Raw genomic sequence first — 16,812 nt, 5'->3', positions numbered from 1 at the left:
TTCTGTGCCGCTACCGGCTTCAGTTGCCTGTCTCGAACGCGCAGTCGGCGCCGCCGCCGGCCTTTTTTCTGATCTCGGTCGGGTCGAGCGTGCAGTTCAGCTTCGAGAGACTTTCGACCATCGATCCGGCGGCGCCGTCGGCGGGAATGCCGGCCATGGCTTCGGTGGCAAAGATTTCGCTCGCGCGCCGTCCGGTGATGGTCTGCTTGGCGCCCTTGAAGGTCAGTTCGCAGGAGCGCGCGATGATGTCGACATTGCTGACGCGGCAGACGATCTTGTCCGCGGTGACCGAAATCTTCTTGGCGTAGCGCACGCCGCTCTGGCCGACGAAAAATGCGCTGACGGCTTCCCGTTCATCCGCCGTCAGCAGCGGCGAATACAGCGCCACGACTCCGGCCAACGCCAGGGCGGCGGGGCCGCTGGCCGTTGCCGGGGCGGCCGATGCGACGGACGCGCCGGCGGTGAGGAGCGAGACAACGAGTATAGCCAGCCTGCCGGATTTCATTCGCATTTCATTCCCCCAGATGCGGACGCCGATTGCGCTGACATTTGAAGGGGGATCGATTGGTCTTGTCAAATGGCGCAGCGCTACTCTTCTCTCTCCCCTTGCGGGGGCGAAGCTCTCTCCTGGGGTGGATCGAATGAGCGGGCTAGACCTTTGGCCGCAGCGAGCGTTGCATGTCCATGGTGTAGGTGTACCGTCCCTCGGGATGCGTGGTGACAGTGACCTCGAACAGTTCTTCACGCAGGCCGTAGTAGCGTCGCACCATCGTCAACGCGGGCGAACCGGGTTTGACCCCGAGCGCCTTGGCGAGGCTAGCCGGCATGCCGCGCGCGAACACTTCGAGTTGCGCATATTCGATGGTCTCGCCGAACATTTTTGCGATCTGCTCATGCACCGGCGTCCGGCCGTGATCGCGCCGCTTCACGACGCCGGCAAATTTCCGCAACACGTAGATTTCCACCCAGCCCAGGGGGGCGGCGAATTCATCGGAGCGCCGGATCGCCTCGATCAGGAACCAGTGCTTGCCCGGTTCGCATTTCAGGAGGGCGGCGAGGTTGCGGTCGGCGACGATTTCGCTGGAGCCCACCACCTGGCGATAGGTTTCGTTGGAATATCGCAGCCACTCGTTCAGCGATTTGACGCTGTGCGTGAACAGCACCGGCGGCTCGGCCGCGATCACCACCGAGCCGAGCCCGGCCCGCCGCACGATCAGGCCCTGCTCGGTAATGATCCGCAGCGCCTCGCGCACGGTCTGGCGGCTGGCGCCAAACCGCGCCATCAATTCGGTCTCGGTCGGCAGCAGTTCGCCGACCGGCGTAGCGCCGAGCCGGATTTCCTTCTGCAGCTCGGCGGCGATATCGCGATATCGCGTCGATTTGCGCTGTTCTTTCTTAGCGGCCATGCTGACCGTCAAGACACTGCACCGGCATGCCTGAAGTCATCGACTGCAGCGCCGCCTCGAACGCCGACAAGGTCGCCAGCACCTCGGCTTCCTGCACCGGGAACGGGTTGTTGTTCTCGATGCTGTTTGCGAAGGCGTCGAGTTCGGCGCGCAGCACGTCTGTCGCGGGGTAGGTGAGCCGTTGCGGCGCAGCGCCACTTTTTCTCAGGATCATGGTCGTTTCATCCAGCACCTCGGCGGAGCTTTCCGTCCCGAACAGGTGAACGCGCCAGTAAAACGGCGTGGCACGGACGGTGGCAAGGGTGCCGGTGACGCCATTGACAAAATCCAGCGCCACGACGGCCGTATCGATCGGCGGCGGGCCCGTCTCGCGCTGGCGCAGCCGGGCATAGACCCGCTCCACCGGTCCCAGCATGCTGACGAAGGCGTCGAGCACATGCAGGCCGGCGCCGGTCAAGCCGCCGCCGGGCGATTCCTCCGGCGACAACCGCCATCCGCTGGTGATCTTCCGGGAGTTTTCGTTGCTGTTGTGCCCCTCGACGTGGAGGATCGTCCCGAGCTGGCCGCTCGCGAGCGTTTCACGCAACGCGCGTATCGATGGCCAGAAGCGCCGGTTATGGCCGACGGCGAGGATGACCCCGGCCGCGCGGCAGGCGCCGAACATCCGTGCGGCGTCCGCGTAGGTCAGCGCCAGCGGCTTCTCGCAAAAAATCTGCTTTCGCGCAGCCGCACAGGCGATCACCTGCGCTGGATGTAGCGAATGCGGCGTCGCCAGCAGGACCGCGTCGATCGTGTCATCGGCGAGGACCGCATCGAGATCGGCCGTCAACTCGAGATCATGCCGGACACAAAATTCCTTTGCCGCTGTCATGTCGGGCTCGACGGCGCGAACGATTTTCAGCCGTGGGTGGTCAGCGGCGGCTTCGACCAGATTGCGGCCCCAGCGGCCGAGACCGGCAATGGCGGCGTGAATCATCGCAAAACCCCCGGTGAGGCGGGCGACCGCCGGATTGCCTCGATGACCGCGGCGCTGTCGCGGTCCGGCCCCTCGAGCGCGATCGCCGTGCGCAAAAGTTCTGCCTGAATGGTAGTGAGGGGGAGATGCATGCCGCATCGCCCCGCTTGCTCGATGATCAACTCGGCATCCTTCAATGTCTGCGCGATATGTGACTGCGGCCGGTAGTCGCGCGTCAACATCTTCTCGCCCTTGGTGTCCATGACGCGGGAATAGGCGGCCGATTGCCGCGCCGCCGCCAGGAATGCGGGTCCATCGAGCCCCAGGCGTTCGGCGAACGCCAGTCCCTCGGCCAACGCTGCGCGGTTGTTCTGCAGAATCAGATTGATCGCGAGTTTGGCCCGGCTGGCATCCCCGATCGCGCCGACGCGCAGGCTGCGCGGGCAGAGAATTTTCAGGAGTCCGCCGACCTGGTCGATGATAGCGTCGTCGCCGGCCAGCAGTGCCATGGCTGTGCCATCAAGCACTTCGATGCTGGTGCCGGATATCGGCGCCTCCAGCAGCGGAAGGCCGGCGCGTGATGCTTGTTCGGCAATCGCGATGATCTCGGCGGGTCCGCAGGTCGTGATGCAGATCAGGACCGGCCGGGCGGCGCCCGCGCCATCATCGATTTCACCGAACAGCGCCGCGACCTGTTCGCCGCTATAGACGGCGATGATGATCGTTCGGGAACACGCGGCGAGTTCGCGCACGGATGTCACCACCCTGCCGCCGGTGGCTTTAATCATCTCGCATCTGACCGGGTCGATATCGAAGCCGACCACGGGTATCTTCGCATCGCCCAGCCGCGTGGACAGCGCGAAGCCCATCAGGCCCAGTCCGACGATGCCGACCGGCGTGTCCGCTGTCATGATGCGACCGCCATGGCGCGACTATTTGGCTTCGATGCCGGCGGCCTTGGCATCCGCCGTCCACCGCGTGATTTCGCTGCGGATGAAGGCGCCAAATTCGACCGGTGGCATCGGGGAGACGACCATGCCGAGGCTCGCCAGCCTTTCCCGCACGGCCGGCGTCGACAGGATTTTCTGGGTTGTTGTGTAGAGCCGGTTGACGATCGGCTCCGGCGTGTTCGCGGGCGCCAGCAGCCCGTACCAGATCGTGGCCTCGAAGCCCGGCATCGCCTCGGCGAGCGCGGGCAGGTCCGGCGTCAGTTCGTTTCGCTTCGGCGAGGTCACGCCGATGCCGCGCAGCGTGCCGCCCTGCATTTGCGGGATCGCGACCGAAAAATCCGCAAAGGCGAGATCGATCACGCCCGAGATCACGTCGGTGACCGCCAGCGGCACGCCGCGATACGATGCCGAGGTGATCGTCATGCCGCCCCGGCTTTGCAGTTGCGCATTGGATATCTGCGACGCGCCGGAGCCGTAGCCGGCGGTCATGTTCGGATGGGCTTTTGCGTATTCCATGAATTGCTCGAGATCCTTGGCCGGGAAGTCCGGTTTCACCAGCAGCACCATCGCAGTGGTGATGGTGCGGATGATCGGCGTAAAATCCCTGGCGGGATCGTAGGGCAGGTTTTTCAGCATCGCGACGTTGCTGGCCTGCGTCGTGTTGGTTCCCATCAGCAGGGTGTAACCGTCTGGCGCGCTGCGTGCGACCTCTTGCGCGCCGAGACTGCCGAGCGCGCCGCTGCGGTTCTCGATCACGACCGTCTGTCCCAGCTCTTCCTGCAGGCGCTGGCCGACCAGGCGCGCGACCTGATCGGGACCGGCGCCGGCGGGAAACGGCACGATGATCTTGATCTGCCGCGTCGGATAGTCGTCGGCGGCGTTGGCGCGCGGTCCCGCAAGTCCGAGCAGGACCAGACCGGCGAGAACGTGGAATCGCAGCTTCATCCTGTTTCCTCCAGCCATGGTCAGCGAAATCTCTTCATGGATTTCTAGGCTGGATTTATACGGACAAATGGCTAAGCTGTGCAAGGCGTGACTACTAATAATAGCTGTTTGGTCGGCTCAGCCTGTCTTTAAATGACCGTATAAACAAAGTCACCGGGCCACCATTGCGCGGAGGAGCTCAAATTGGACACCAGTGAATTGTACGCGCGTGGCCTGCGCCGGCGCAAAAAGCTGTTCGGCGAGGCCGATGTGGCCGGCCGCATGGCGGCAGCGGGCGAATTCGGGGCGCCGCTGCAGAACATCATCAATGCCTATGTCTATGGCGACATCTGGGAGCGGGCGGGCCTCACCGACGCGATGCGCAGCCTGGTGATGCTCGGCATGATGGCTGCCAGCAACAAGCCCGCTGAATTCCGCGTCCACGCCAAGGGTGCGCTGGCGAACGGCTGCACGGCCGCGCAGGTTCAGGATGTCCTGCTGCTGGTGGCGATGTATTGCGGCGTGCCGGCCGCGATCGAACCGACGCGTATCGCCGCTGAAATCTTCGGCGAAGTTGCCGGCCCTGCAGCGAAGCCGTAAGCGGACAGCTCAATAAATCCATTGCAGCCGTTGGCGCGTATCGTCATCTGCAGACCCGCTATGCTGTGCGGCTAAACCGCCGCTAAACCCTTGCGCGGGAGGGTTATCGGCGGCACATTTGCGAGCGCGACGCAATCGTTGCCAATAATACAAAGATATTCGAGGAAACCTCCATGGCGGCCACGCGGATCGACTGCGACATCCATCCCGCGGTGGGCGGAACCCGCACCACGCTGCTGCCCTATCTCGACGACCACTGGAAAGAGCAGGTGGTCAGCCGCGCCATCGACGGCCTCGATCTCAACTCCTATCCGCCCAATATGCCGTTCTCAGGCCGCGCCGACTGGCGAACCGCCAACGGCAAGCCGGGCAGCGAGCTCAAGATGGTGCAGCGCGGCGCGTTCGACCAGCTCGGTTCGAGCCATGCGATCTGTAACGTCGTCTATGGCGCGCAGACGGTGTTCGACCCCTACATGGCGGCCGGCTTCTGCAAGGCGATCAACGATTGGATCGCGGCCGAATGGCTGTCCAAGGATCCGCGGCTCTCCGCCTCGATCGTGGTGCCGATGCAGGCGCCGGATCTGGCGGTGGAAGAAATCGAGCGGCGCGCGGGCGACAACCGTTTCGTCTCCGTACTGGTGCTGGCGCAGGGAGAGACGCTGCTCGGACGCCGGCAGTACTGGCCGGTCTGGCAAGCCGCCGAGAAGCACAAGTTGCCGGTCGCGATCCATGCCGGCAGCGCGTATCGCGGCGCGCCGAGTTCGATCGGCTGGCCGTCGTATCGCTACGAATATTATCTGGCGGAAGCGCAGGCGTTTCAGGCCCAGATATTGAGCCTGATCTATGAAGGCGTGTTCGGCAAATTCCCTGATCTCAAGGTCGTGCTGATGGAGTCGGGCGTGAGCTGGCTGCCCGCCTTCATGTGGCGCGCCAACAAGACCTGGCGCGGCGTGCGCGTCGAGGTGCCATGGGTCGAGCGCGAGCCGGCCGCGATCATCCGCGACCATATCCGCGTCACCATGCAGCCGTTCGACGGCCCGCCGGATGCCGCAGGCATCGCCGACGTGATCGAGCAGATCGGCTCCGACAAGATGTTCCTGTTTGCGTCGGACTATCCGCACTGGCAGTTCGACGGCGACGATCCGATGCCGCCGCATCTGCCGGCCAGTATTGCCTCGCGCATGTGTGCCGACAACCCGTTAGAGACCTTTCCGCGGCTGAAGCTTGCTGCGTGAACTGCAACATCGAAGGAGGATCGCATGAGTGATGTCATCGACCGCCCCATCCTCGCGGAGGAAGTCGCCGCCCAAAGCCGGCTGCGCATCATCGATTGCGACGTGCATCCGAGCATTCACGCGCACAGCGACCTCGATCAGTTCCTGCCGAAACGCTGGCAACAGCATTTGCGCACCTATGGCAGCCATCTGCGTACGCCCTATATCGGCACCACGCCCTATCCACGCTCCTCGCCGCTGATCGCGCGCCGCGATGCTTGGCCGCCGACCGGAGGGCCGCCTGGTTCGGATCTCGACTTTATGCGCAAGCAGCACCTCGATCCGCTCGATGTCGAGTACGGCATTTTGCAGGTGCTCGATCTCTTCATCTTCTCGCAGCAGAACCTGGAATTCGGCGCCGCGATCCAGCGCGCCATCAACGACTGGCAGCTCGCCTTCTGGTCCGACCGCGATCCACGGCTGAAAGCCTCGATCCTCGCCGGCCAGGACGACACGGAGTTCGCGATCGCCGAGATCGAGCGCTGCGCGAAAATCGGCCGCTATGTGCAGATCAACGTCTGCCCGCGCGCCAACGAGCCGCTCGGCCGCCGCCGCTACTGGCCGATCTACGCCCGCGCGCAGGAATTGGGCCTGCCGCTCGGCATACATGTCGGCGGCTATGGCGGGCACGCACCGACCGGCGGCGGCTGGCCGTCTTATTATGTCGAGGAGCACCAGTCGAACGCGCACACCATGGCGGCGCAGCTTACCAGCCTGGTGCTCGAAGGCGTACCCGAGCGCTTCCCGAACTTGAAGATCGTGTTCATCGAGGGCGGCTTTGGCTGGATTCCCTCGGCCACCTGGCGGATGGATCGGCACTTTGAAAGTTTCCGCAGCGAGGTGCCGCACCTCAAGCGCCGGCCGTCGGAATATGTGAAGGAGCATTTCTGGTTCACGACGCAGCCGATCGACGAGCCGGATGAGGCAAGACATCTGCGCTCGCTGATCGAGTGGGTCGGCGTCGAGCGCCTGCTGTTCTCGTCGGACTATCCGCACTGGGACTTCGACGATCCGCGCTTCGCCTTCAGGACGCCGTTGACCGAAGCCGAGCGCCGAAAAATCTTCAACACCAACGCGCGCGCAATCTACAAGTTCTAGAGCATGATCCGGAAAAGTGGGAATCGGTTTTCCAAAAAGATCATGCTCAAACAAAAAGACTAGATAGTCGAGACAGCATGGCCCGGCACATCATCGCGAGCACGTCGGAGATTCCGCCCGGCGGCAACAAGGTTGTCGAAATCAACGGCCGCCACATCGTCGTGTTTCATGTCAATGGCGAGTATTTTGCGCTGGTCAATCGCTGTCCGCATGCCGGCGCACCGCTGGAAAAAGCCGCCTGCGTGGCGCGGCTGACGTCGAAGGAGCCCGGCGTCTACGAACGCTCGCGGGTCGGGGAATTGCTCCGCTGCGCCTGGCACGGCTGGGAGTTCGACATGCGCGACGGCCAATCCTGGTTCGACCCGCAGCGCGTCAAGATCAGGACCTATCCGGTCGTGATCGAGGACGGCGAGACGCTGGCCAAAGGGCCTTATGTCGCCGAGACATTCCCTGTTCATGTCGAGGACAGCTACGTCATCGTCGAGGCGTAAAGGCCGGTTTCCATCCACTGCAGTTCACCCGAAGGAGCACTCCATGACGCACGCCATCCACTTTCACAAAACCGGCGGTCCCGAAGTTCTGGTCTGGGAAGAGGTCGAGGTCGGCAAGCCCGGGCCGGGGCAGGCGCGCATCCGCCACACTGCTGTTGGACTGAATTTTGTCGACATCTACAACCGCTCCGGGCTCTATCCGTCGCAATTGCCGAGCGGGCTCGGCGGTGAGGCCGCCGGCGTGGTCGAGGAAGTCGGATCCGGCGTGACCGATCTGAAGCCCGGCGATCGCGTCGCCTACGGCAGCGCGCCGGTCGGCGCCTATGCCGAAGCGCGCCTGATCCCAGCCGATCGCCTGCTCAAGCTGCCCGACGGCATCGACGACAAGACCGCCGCGGCCATGATGCTGAAGGGCCTCACGGTGCAGTACCTGATCCGCCAGACCTATCGCGTCAAATCCGGCGACACCATCCTGCTGCACGCCGCGGCCGGCGGCGTCGGCCTGATCCTCAGCCAATGGGCAAAGCATCTCGGCGCCACCGTGATCGGCACCGTAGGCAGCGACGACAAGGCCAAGCTGGCCAAGGCGCATGGCTGCGCCCACACCATCGTCTATTCACGCGAGGATTTCGTCAAACGCGTCGACGAGATCACGGGCGGCAAGAAGGTGCCGGTGGTCTATGATTCCGTCGGCAAGGACACGTTCCTCAAATCGCTCGACTGTCTGGCGCCGCTCGGCGTCGCGGCGCTGTTTGGCGCGTCTTCCGGCGCGGTCGATCCGCTCAATCTCGGCCTGCTGGCGCAGAAGGGATCGCTCTTCGTCACCCGCCCCACGCTCAATACCTATGCGGCCGGGCGTGAAAATCTCGTGGCGATGGCGAAGGAGCTGTTCGACGTCGTCAAGTCAGGCGCGGTCAAGATCGAGGTCAATCAGACCTATCCGCTCAAGGACGCCGCAAAAGCCCATGCCGATCTGGCCGCGCGCAAGACCACGGGGTCGACAGTCCTGATCGTGTAACCGCCTTCGCGGGCCGCAAGACGTGCCGCAGAGAGCGGCCGTCTCTGTCGCGCGCCGCAGGCCCGTTCGAACATGGTGACCTCAGCGCAAGACCGCGCCGAGGTCACCTGATGATCTCAGCCGATACGCGGTCAACCGCAGACCTGAACCGGCTGCGTCCGCCAGCCGTGACGGGTGTGCACGCGTCGCTGCGCTACATAGCAGCCGCCATCGTCGTTATAGGCGTAGGGGTCGTAGCTGTAGTCATTGTAGTAGTCGTACGGATAGTAGCCGTAGCCTATCCCGGAGCCGAACGCGAAGCGGCGTCCAAAGCCGCCATGGAATCCACGGCCGAAGCCACCATTGTGAAATCCACCGGCGAAACCGCCGCCGCGAAAACCTCCGCCACCGAACCCTCCACCGTGGAAGCCACCGCCGCCAAAGCCACCGCCGTGAAAACCTCCACCGCCACCACCGCCAAAACCGCCGCCGCCATGGCCACCTCCACCGCCACCGCCGCCTCCTCGCGCCAACGCCATCGTAGGTGAAACCAGGCCCAGGGCCGCAACCGCCAACAACGCGATCAAACTCTTGCGCACCATCATTACTCTCCGTCAGACTTCGCTCCCAGCCGCGATACTTCAGAGGTGGCGATCGTTATTTGAATCGCCATCGAGATCGACGCGTTTGTCGCTCAACTGTTCGCGATGCCCGGCTAAAAGAGAATTTAAGATCGGCGAGCCGATGTTACGCCTGTAACGCCATCGCCGCGATCACGCAGCCTTCGCCGTCAGCCCATCGATCATCGCGCCGACGATGACGGCGATTTCCTTGCGCAGTTCAATCACCGGCACCGCGATCAGCTTCTGTTCGAGGCCGAGCAGCACCATGCCGTGTACGGCGGAGAACAGGCTGCGTGCCGTTACGCCGAGTTCAGCACCCGAGCGCTTTGGAAACAGCGCAGCGAGCGGACGATAGATATGCCGAAACAGATTCATCTGTTCGTCGACCGCCCATTCCGGAACCGGCTTGCCTGGCGTCATCCGGTGTTCGAACAGTGCGCGCCATAGTTCGAGATTTGCAGCGGCGAAATCGCAGTAGGCGACCGCGATGCGCACCAGCGTGTCGCGAGCAGAGGCGGTCCCCTGGGCTTCAGCCGCGCTGAGCGAAGCATCCAGCCGCCCAAGCGTGCGCGATCCCACCCGCAGGATCAATTCGTCCATGTCCTCGACGAGATTGTAGACCGCGCCGTTGGCCACGCCGATTTCCCGCGCCAGCTCCCGCGTCTTCAGACCTGCCAATCCGCCTGCGGAGAGGCTTCGTTCCGCCGCCAGGATCAATTCTTCCCGAAATTTCGCTCGTCTTTCCAGTGCTTTAGACATTTTTTACCAATTTCTTGAGCGGCGCTCAAAATAATTCTTGAGCAACGCTCACGTTGGTGCTACAAGTAATTCATGAGCGATGCTCATAACACAGGGAGCTGAAAATGTTCAAAACTGTTTTGACGCTCTTCCGGGGCAGCCTGGCTGCCGCTGAGGAAGAACTGGAAGACCGCTCGGCGCTTCTCATTCTCGACCAGCAGATGCGCGATGCGGCGGCCGCCGTCGAACGCTCCAAGCGCACGCTGGCGCTGGCGATCGCAGGCGACCAGCAGGAAGGCCGCCGTCTCGACGCCACCAACGTCCGGATCGCCGATCTCGAAGTCCGCGCCACCGCAGCACTCGATGGCGGCCGGGAAGATCTCGCCCGCGAGGCCGCACAGGCGATCGCCAATCTTGAGGCTGACCGCGACGCCGCGATGACCGCGCGGACGCTGTTCGCATCGGAGATCACGCGCATGAAGCGCCAGGTCGCCAATGCCGAGGCGCGGATCACCGAGCTCGATCGCGGTCGCCGTATCGCCCGCGCCTCTGAAGCGGTTCGCGCGCTGCGCCGGGGCGGCATCGAAGCCGCGCGTCCCTACGAATCCACGCTGCCGGAAGCGGAGAATACGCTGAAGCGGCTGCGCGAGCGGCAGATCGAGGCCCAGGCCGCCTCCGATGCCCTGATCGAACTCGATGCCGCGAGCGGACCGCTGGCGACCGCCGAGAAACTCGCCGAACAGGGTTTCGGCCCTCGGCTGAAATCAACCGCGGACGACGTGCTCGCGCGGTTGAACGCCAAACGCACGCAGGCTGCCTGAAACTGAATTTGATCGATTAACCCATATCACACAGGAGATTTTATCATGAACCAGAACGTCCAACCCCACAGCGGTGCCTGGGTTACCTTCACCTACGCTTCATTCTCCGCTTCGGCCTTCATGGTCGCCGTCGGCGTGTTCTTCCTGCCGCTCGATCTCTGGATCAAGGGCTATCTCGCGATGGGCATCGTGATGCTCGTCCAGTCCTGCGTCACCCTGGTCAAGACCGTGCGTGACATGCACGAGAGCGGCAAGCTGGTGAACCGCATCGAGGATGCCAAGGCAGAGCGGTTGCTGATGGAAGTTTCCAAAGCCGCGTAACCTGTGACGCGGTGCTGGCGAGGCGGGCGGCGGATGTTTCAGCATTCGCCGTCCGTTCGGCGGCCAGACATGATCCAGAAATCGCCGCAGCCCTTGCTGCGCGTCCGAAGACTTAAAGGAAGGATCGACTTCAATGAAACGACCCGTGGTGTTTCTTCTGCTGGGACCTTCATTGGTCGCGCTCGCGGTGTGGTTGGTTGCTGCTGCCATCGCGGGCCGGATCGACGATAGCTTCATCGGCTTATGCGCAATCACGTCCTTTCTGCTCACCCTGCCTGTATCGTCGATCACCGGGCTCATGGACGGATATCTTGCACGGGGCTTGCCGACGTTCTTGAGGGCATCCCTGACCGCAGCCTTCGGCATGACGATCGCCGTCGGCCTGGTTCTCGCCCTGTTCGCGATCATGTTCTCGCCGACGGTGCCCTCAGAGGTCATGAATGGCGCACTCTGCGCCGGCTTCTTCCTGCTGCTGCCGATGGGCTTGTGCTCGCTGTTGTCGGATGATGACGGCAACCGGCGACGGCATTCGATTGAGCCGGCCTGCGCGTGAAGATCGGATGTAAGGGCCGCGCAACCTGTGACGCGCGGCGCTGGCGAGCGCGGGCGGCGGATGTCTCAGCATCCGCCGTTCGCTTGACCGGCGTCAGCATCCAGCCGTTCGACCAATGATAGCGCAAGCCTTGTGTTGCAGAGGTTCCACCTCGATAAAGAGAACGCTCGGCGCTTGCGCGTTGTTGTTACACGACTATAGCGGCTGTTGAACCGGCTGGCCCATGAAAAGCCGGCTGGCCTGATCTGGTACGGCCGCTCCGCTGTTTCCTGTCATGAATCATTTGACGCCGCCGCTCAATATATCATTTACCCTGCCGCAACCTAAAGGTGCTCCGCTCATAGCTCCTTAACTGGCGTGGGCGCAGAAATCCCGGGCAGATAAGGTTGCGATGCGGTTTCGCGAAACGCATGCAGCCGATCTGAAAGCGAAATTTCTTTGCACAATCTCATTTTGCAGGATGGCGCCATGAATCAGAATATCCAGCATCACAGCAACGCCTGGGTCACCTTTACCTACGGTTCGTTCGGCGCCTCGGCCTTCCTGGTCGCCATCGGCGTCTACTTTCTCCCCGTTGACCTCTGGATCAAGGGCTACCTCGCGATGGGCATCGTGATGCTCATTCAGTCCTGTGTCACCCTGACCAAAACGGTGCGTGACGTGCATGAGAGCAGCCGCTTTGTGAACCGCATCGAGGATGCCAAGGCCGAACGGCTGCTGATGGAAGTTTCCAAGACCTCGTAAGTTCAAGACTTCGTAATCTCCAAGGCCGCGCAACCTGTGACGTGGTGCTGGCGAAGGCAGGCGGCGGATGCTTCGGCATCCGCCGTTTTCCTGCCTTACCGGAATGTTTGACGTCACCAACACATCGTTTACCCTCCGGCCACCGTAACGTGTCGCACTCATGGCTCCTTAATGGGCCCGGCGCACAAGATCCGGACCGAGTGCGGGCAAGTGGCATGGCGTTTTTCTCAAGCGGCAATTCGGCGATCCGTCGTGCCTGGGGGCAGGTCAGCTCCGCGGCCGCGAGTCTTGGCGGCTATGGCGTGTTCTGGCTGAAAGCGTTGCGCCAGCCGACCATCGATCTCACCATTCGCACCCATGCCGGGCTGATCACGCGCATTGTCGAAACTCCCGCTCTGTCGCTTTCCGAAGCCGAACTCGGCGAACTGGTGTCGCAATTGCGTGTCGTGGCCGCCAAAACGCTGCCTGAGGAAAGGCTCACCTACGGCATTTTCTCCGGCGACCGCGAACGGTTGTCACGCGCCATCGTCACGCTGATCTCTGAGGAAAAGACTGGACGGCCGATCGCCTTCAATGCGCTGTCGGTGATGGAGGTCGAACTCGACGGGGAACCTGCGGAGGTCACCCATCTCGGTCTTGTGATGGTCGATCCCGACGAGCGCGGGCGCGGACTGTCCTGGGTGCTCTATGGCCTGACAGCGCTGGTTCTCTTTGTCCGCGATGGGCTGCGTCCGAAATGGATCTCGAACGTCACCCAGGTGCCATCCGTCGTCGGCATGGTCAGCCAGACCTTTTCGGATGTCTTTCCGTCGCCGCATTCGGACGCTCGCCAGAGCTTTGCCCATCTGCAACTGGCGCGCGGCATCATGTCGCGTCACCGCGCCGTGTTCGGCGTCGGTGAGGAAGCCGGCTTCGATGAAGCCCGGTTTATCATCACCAATGCCTATACCGGCGGATCGGACGCGCTCAAGAAAACCTTCGAAGCCGCGCCAAAACATCGCGACGAGCAATACAACGCGTTTTGCGCCCGGGAACTGGACTACGCCAGGGGCGACGACGTCCTGCAACTCGGCCGCATCGATCTCGCGGGCGCGCGCCGCTATCTCCTGAGCGAAGTGCCCTCCGGTTCGCTGCCGGCGCTGCTCGCAACCGGTACCGCGCTGGCCCTGCAGCGGCTGGTGCTTCCCGCCGCTCACTGGATGGACGATACGCGGCCCTTCGGCATCTTGCGACCACGGGCATCCGGAAACGGAGCCGGCCCATGACGCCAGAGCTGATCGCCGATTCCATCGTCAACCTCTGCGGCGCGATTGGTCTTGGCGTCGCCATGCTCACGCTCTACCGGCGCGATCCCAGGAGCCCGCTGACCCGGCGCTTGCTGGTCGCGCTTGGCATTATCGCGTTGCTGTTCCTGGTGCGCGGCACGGCGTGGTGGAGCGGCAATGGGGTGCTCGACAACCTGTCGATGATCCCGGCCGCGCTGATCCCGCTCGGCGCCTTGCTCGTCACCGAAGGGATTTTGCGGCGTCATGCCCCGCGCCCGGCCAAGATCGCGATTCTTGCCGGCAGCATCATGCTCGGCCTTGCCGGCGCCGTTGGATCGGAGCGTTTTGCCGCGCCCTTTGCCATGCTGCTCGCCTTGTTCCAGCTTGGCGGCTTTGCCATCTGCGCCTGGCTGCTGGCGACGCGCGACCCGGCCACGCTGATGGCGTCCGAGAATCGCAGCATCGGGCGTCTCGCCGTCGGCGCCGTCCTCGTCATTCCCTTCATCATCACCGATTTCAGGGTGCTGATGCCGGATATCCCGGTCAGGCTTGGGGCATTGGGGGCCTTGCTCGTCGTCACCGCGATCCTGATCGCGGAACGCGGCGCGGAGACGCAGCGTCAAGCGCTTCTGATGACGGCGCTGCGGCTCTCGAGTTCGGCGCTTCTCGGCATTGCCGCGGCGTTTGTCGCGCCGGATGTCGATGCGGCGCAGGTCATGCGATTTAGCGCCATCGCGATCGCCGGCGTCCTCACCATCGGCTTGATGGTGGACGCGCTGCGCGCCCACTTTGAAGCGCAGGTGCCCGGCGTTCTCAATTCCGTCGCGGCGTCGCCGGCCCGGACGCGCGACGCGCTGATCGCGGAACTCGCGCGTCACCCCATCTTCGAGAGCGCCCGGCGCTATCGCGAGAGCGAACTCCTGGCCTATGATCCGCCGTTGCTGCGCGATTTCCTGTCTGATGTGCGGGTGCTGCGCCGCCCCGACGCGCCGTGGGGCCGGACATTGTCCGATCCCGCCGTCGAACGCGTGATGTCGCTGCTAGCCGCCAACAGCGCGACGCATCTCATCGTCCTGTCGCATGAGCCGATCGACGTCATCGCGCTTGCGGTTCCGGTGATTTCGGCCGATCCGGCCACGGAAACGGCGCTGGCCCTGGTGCGGCGCCTGCTGGCGCTGACGCCGGAGACCATCTGACTTTCCTTCACGTGATTTTTCACACGCGACCGGCTTACGAAATGCATCGTGACTGTGATAAGACCGCCGCCGTAACGGTTCACGACGGGGCAGGCCGATGTCGAAGCAAGCGATGCGCGAGGAGGCCGAGCGCCTGATCCGCGAGACGATGGAAAAGAAGGCCCTCATCGTCAAACAGGGTAACACCCGGATCGAGGCGGTCTGCGGCAAATGCGGCGCGCCGAACCGCGTCCAGGCGGAAAAGGGCGCCACCCGCGTCAAATACGTCTGCAAGCAATGCGGCGACAAGCAGGTGACGTTGTAGGGCTTCGCGGTTTGTAGCCGTTCGTAGGGTGGGCAAAGCGCAGCGTGCCCACCATTGCTTGCGGCGTGCGTAATGGTGGGCACGGCCCAAGCGCCTTTGCCCACCCTACAAACTGTGTGCTCAACCGAAGCTGTCATTGCCCGCGAAGGCGGGCAATCCAGTATTCCAGAGACGCCAGCGATGGAATCGAAAGGCCGCGGCGTACTGGATACCCCGCATTCGTGGGGTATGACGGCCGCTATTCTCCCTTCACGAACTTCGCAAACGCTTCCGCATAATCCGGATGCCAGCGCGACAGCGCGGGACGATTTTCCAGGATGTCGCCGGCGGCCCACTGCATGCGACGTTCGTCGAGCGGCCGTGGCACGTCATTGTCCGGGCACAGGATGTAAAAATCGCCGGCCTCGATGCGTGCGACCATGAAGTCGACGGTCTGCTCGGCCGTCCAGGCGCCGGGTGGCTTCTCGGTGCGGCCGCGCGCGGTCAGCGGCGTGAAGACGTGACCGGGGATCATCAGATGCGCTGATATCCTGCAGCCCGGAATGTTGCGCAACTCGTGCTGCAGCGCTTCGGTCTGCGCCTTCACTCCGGCCTTCGAGACGTTATAGGCGGGATTTCCGGGTGGCGTCGTGATGCCCTGCTTGGAGCCGGTGTTGATGATGAGGCCGGGACGCCCGCGTTCGACCATGCGGGGTGCAAAGGCCTGCGTGCCGTGAATGACGCCCCACAAATTGACCGCGAGAATGCGCTGCCAGTTTTCCAGCGGACCAAAACTGTTGCTGTCGGGCCCGATACCGGCATTGTTCATCAGGATATCGGTGCCGCCGAAACGCTTCTGCACGGTGGCTTCTAGGCCCACGAGGTCATCGAAGCGGCTGACGTCGACGGACGCCGTCATGACATCGGCAGCGCCGCCCTTCGCGGCGGATGCCAGTTGGGCGGCCGCCTCGGTGAGCCGGTCAGTGCCGATATCGGCGATGCAGACCTTCATGCCGATGGCGGCGAAATGTGTGGCGGCGGCAAGGCCAATGCCGGACGCGCCGCCGGTGATCACGGCAACGTTGTTCGGCGACATGGCGGGATGGGGCATGTAAAGTTTCCTGGACGGCTTGGGGGGACCTCAGCGCGTCCAGTTATCGCATACTTTCCGCCTGTTATCAGCCCGCGCGTTTCTTCGCCCGGCCGATATCGGAACGCAATGCCTGCAATTCCTTGCGCGCCGCGGTTGTGGCGGTGCGCTCGATCTTGCGGTAGCGCGCGACCAGCGAGCGGCCGAACGGCGTGAGCACCGCGCCGCCGCCATTCTTGCCGCCGGTCTGCCGTTCAACCGCGGCCTGGCGGCAGATCCGGTTGATCTCGTCGACCAGATCCCAGGCGCGCTTGTAGGACATTTCCATGGCGCGGCCCGCGGCGGAAATCGAACCGCTTCGATGGATCGTTTCGAGCAATTCGATCTTGCCCGGACCGATACGCCCCCCTGCGTCGATATCGATGCGGACGCTGAGCGAAGGAAGGGCTTTGCCGTTCGGTTTTTGCATGGAAGATGTGCTCA

General features: G+C 63.4%; 21 protein-coding genes. 12 read left to right on the top strand and 9 right to left on the bottom strand.

The genetic code is table 11. The features are described 5' to 3' along the window. Positions 1-19 precede the first annotated feature (19 nt). From ACPPVP_RS38245 to ACPPVP_RS38225, 5 genes are all read right to left on the bottom strand, one after another. Positions 20-511, bottom strand: coding sequence for a hypothetical protein (locus ACPPVP_RS38245; RefSeq protein WP_426528701.1), 492 nt, complete (start codon positions 509-511; stop codon positions 20-22). 139 nt (positions 512-650) lie between these two features. Beyond that, positions 651-1,406, bottom strand: coding sequence for a GntR family transcriptional regulator (locus ACPPVP_RS38240; RefSeq protein ID WP_426528700.1), 756 nt, complete (start codon positions 1,404-1,406; stop codon positions 651-653). Next, entirely contained in the window at positions 1,396-2,382 is a 987-nt protein-coding gene (locus tag ACPPVP_RS38235; protein WP_426528699.1) for a Gfo/Idh/MocA family protein, read from the bottom strand. Before ACPPVP_RS38235 ends, ACPPVP_RS38240 begins: the two co-directional genes overlap by 11 nt. After that, entirely contained in the window at positions 2,379-3,272 is an 894-nt protein-coding gene (locus tag ACPPVP_RS38230) for an NAD(P)-dependent oxidoreductase (protein WP_426528698.1), read from the bottom strand. Before ACPPVP_RS38230 ends, ACPPVP_RS38235 begins: the two co-directional genes overlap by 4 nt. A gap of 21 nt (positions 3,273-3,293) precedes the next feature. Continuing rightward, complete coding sequence (locus ACPPVP_RS38225) at positions 3,294-4,256, bottom strand: Bug family tripartite tricarboxylate transporter substrate binding protein (RefSeq protein WP_426528697.1); 963 nt, start codon at positions 4,254-4,256, stop codon at positions 3,294-3,296. A 183-nt stretch (positions 4,257-4,439) separates the two neighbouring features. On the opposite strand from ACPPVP_RS38225, the gene ACPPVP_RS38220 reads away from it, so the two are divergent. From ACPPVP_RS38220 to ACPPVP_RS38200, 5 genes are all read left to right on the top strand, one after another. Continuing rightward, complete coding sequence (locus ACPPVP_RS38220; RefSeq protein ID WP_426528696.1) at positions 4,440-4,835, top strand: carboxymuconolactone decarboxylase family protein; 396 nt, start codon at positions 4,440-4,442, stop codon at positions 4,833-4,835. Positions 4,836-5,008: 173 nt separating this feature from the next. Beyond that, positions 5,009-6,070, top strand: a complete 1,062-nt coding sequence (locus ACPPVP_RS38215; protein ID WP_426528695.1) for an amidohydrolase family protein — start codon at positions 5,009-5,011, stop codon at positions 6,068-6,070. Between the two features lie 24 nt (positions 6,071-6,094). Continuing rightward, the gene (locus ACPPVP_RS38210) at positions 6,095-7,207 is read left to right on the top strand and encodes an amidohydrolase family protein (RefSeq protein WP_426528694.1); all 1,113 of its coding nucleotides are present in this window, start codon (positions 6,095-6,097) and stop codon (positions 7,205-7,207) included. A 77-nt stretch (positions 7,208-7,284) separates the two neighbouring features. Beyond that, complete coding sequence (locus ACPPVP_RS38205; protein WP_426528693.1) at positions 7,285-7,698, top strand: Rieske (2Fe-2S) protein; 414 nt, start codon at positions 7,285-7,287, stop codon at positions 7,696-7,698. Positions 7,699-7,741: 43 nt separating this feature from the next. Next, a complete protein-coding gene (locus ACPPVP_RS38200; protein WP_426528692.1) occupies positions 7,742-8,716 on the top strand; it encodes a quinone oxidoreductase family protein in 975 nt (324 codons plus the stop codon). Between the two features lie 131 nt (positions 8,717-8,847). Here the strand turns inward: ACPPVP_RS38200 and ACPPVP_RS38195 are convergent, their stop codons facing one another. Further along, on the bottom strand, positions 8,848-9,297 hold the full coding sequence (locus ACPPVP_RS38195; protein ID WP_426528691.1) for a hypothetical protein: 450 nt from the start codon (positions 9,295-9,297) through the stop codon (positions 8,848-8,850). Between the two features lie 171 nt (positions 9,298-9,468). Further along, positions 9,469-10,077: a TetR/AcrR family transcriptional regulator gene (locus ACPPVP_RS38190; protein ID WP_426528690.1), complete on the bottom strand. Its 609-nt coding sequence runs from the start codon at positions 10,075-10,077 to the stop codon at positions 9,469-9,471. 104 nt (positions 10,078-10,181) lie between these two features. Here ACPPVP_RS38190 and ACPPVP_RS38185 point away from each other — a divergent pair, with 104 nt between their 5' ends. The 7 genes from ACPPVP_RS38185 to ACPPVP_RS38155 all read left to right on the top strand — a co-directional run bounded on the left by ACPPVP_RS38185 (position 10,182) and on the right by ACPPVP_RS38155 (position 15,260). Next, positions 10,182-10,877 carry a PspA/IM30 family protein gene (locus ACPPVP_RS38185; protein WP_426528689.1) on the top strand — a complete coding sequence of 232 codons (696 nt, stop codon included), beginning with the start codon at positions 10,182-10,184 and terminating at the stop codon, positions 10,875-10,877. A gap of 45 nt (positions 10,878-10,922) precedes the next feature. Beyond that, positions 10,923-11,198: a YiaA/YiaB family inner membrane protein gene (locus ACPPVP_RS38180; RefSeq protein WP_214487957.1), complete on the top strand. Its 276-nt coding sequence runs from the start codon at positions 10,923-10,925 to the stop codon at positions 11,196-11,198. A gap of 145 nt (positions 11,199-11,343) precedes the next feature. Continuing rightward, entirely contained in the window at positions 11,344-11,751 is a 408-nt protein-coding gene (locus tag ACPPVP_RS38175) for a hypothetical protein (protein ID WP_426528688.1), read from the top strand. Positions 11,752-12,219: 468 nt separating this feature from the next. Next, positions 12,220-12,495, top strand: a complete 276-nt coding sequence (locus ACPPVP_RS38170; protein ID WP_426528687.1) for a YiaA/YiaB family inner membrane protein — start codon at positions 12,220-12,222, stop codon at positions 12,493-12,495. 215 nt (positions 12,496-12,710) lie between these two features. After that, entirely contained in the window at positions 12,711-13,760 is a 1,050-nt protein-coding gene (locus tag ACPPVP_RS38165) for a hypothetical protein (RefSeq protein WP_426528686.1), read from the top strand. Next, the gene (locus ACPPVP_RS38160; RefSeq protein ID WP_426528685.1) at positions 13,757-14,956 is read left to right on the top strand and encodes a hypothetical protein; all 1,200 of its coding nucleotides are present in this window, start codon (positions 13,757-13,759) and stop codon (positions 14,954-14,956) included. Before ACPPVP_RS38165 ends, ACPPVP_RS38160 begins: the two co-directional genes overlap by 4 nt. A gap of 97 nt (positions 14,957-15,053) precedes the next feature. Beyond that, positions 15,054-15,260, top strand: coding sequence for a hypothetical protein (locus tag ACPPVP_RS38155; RefSeq protein ID WP_426528684.1), 207 nt, complete (start codon positions 15,054-15,056; stop codon positions 15,258-15,260). A 238-nt stretch (positions 15,261-15,498) separates the two neighbouring features. On the opposite strand, the gene ACPPVP_RS38150 is transcribed toward ACPPVP_RS38155, so the two are convergent. Beyond that, positions 15,499-16,350 carry an SDR family NAD(P)-dependent oxidoreductase gene (locus ACPPVP_RS38150; RefSeq protein WP_426528683.1) on the bottom strand — a complete coding sequence of 284 codons (852 nt, stop codon included), beginning with the start codon at positions 16,348-16,350 and terminating at the stop codon, positions 15,499-15,501. A gap of 67 nt (positions 16,351-16,417) precedes the next feature. Continuing rightward, complete coding sequence (locus ACPPVP_RS38145) at positions 16,418-16,798, bottom strand: winged helix-turn-helix domain-containing protein (protein WP_426528682.1); 381 nt, start codon at positions 16,796-16,798, stop codon at positions 16,418-16,420. Between the last annotated feature and the right edge of the window lie 14 nt (positions 16,799-16,812).

This window comes from Bradyrhizobium sp. McL0615 (genome assembly GCF_049993905.1).
Classification (GTDB): Bacteria; Pseudomonadota; Alphaproteobacteria; order Rhizobiales; family Xanthobacteraceae; genus Bradyrhizobium.
Note: the sequence above shows the minus strand (reverse complement) of the source record. Positions and strands in the feature narration are given on the sequence as shown.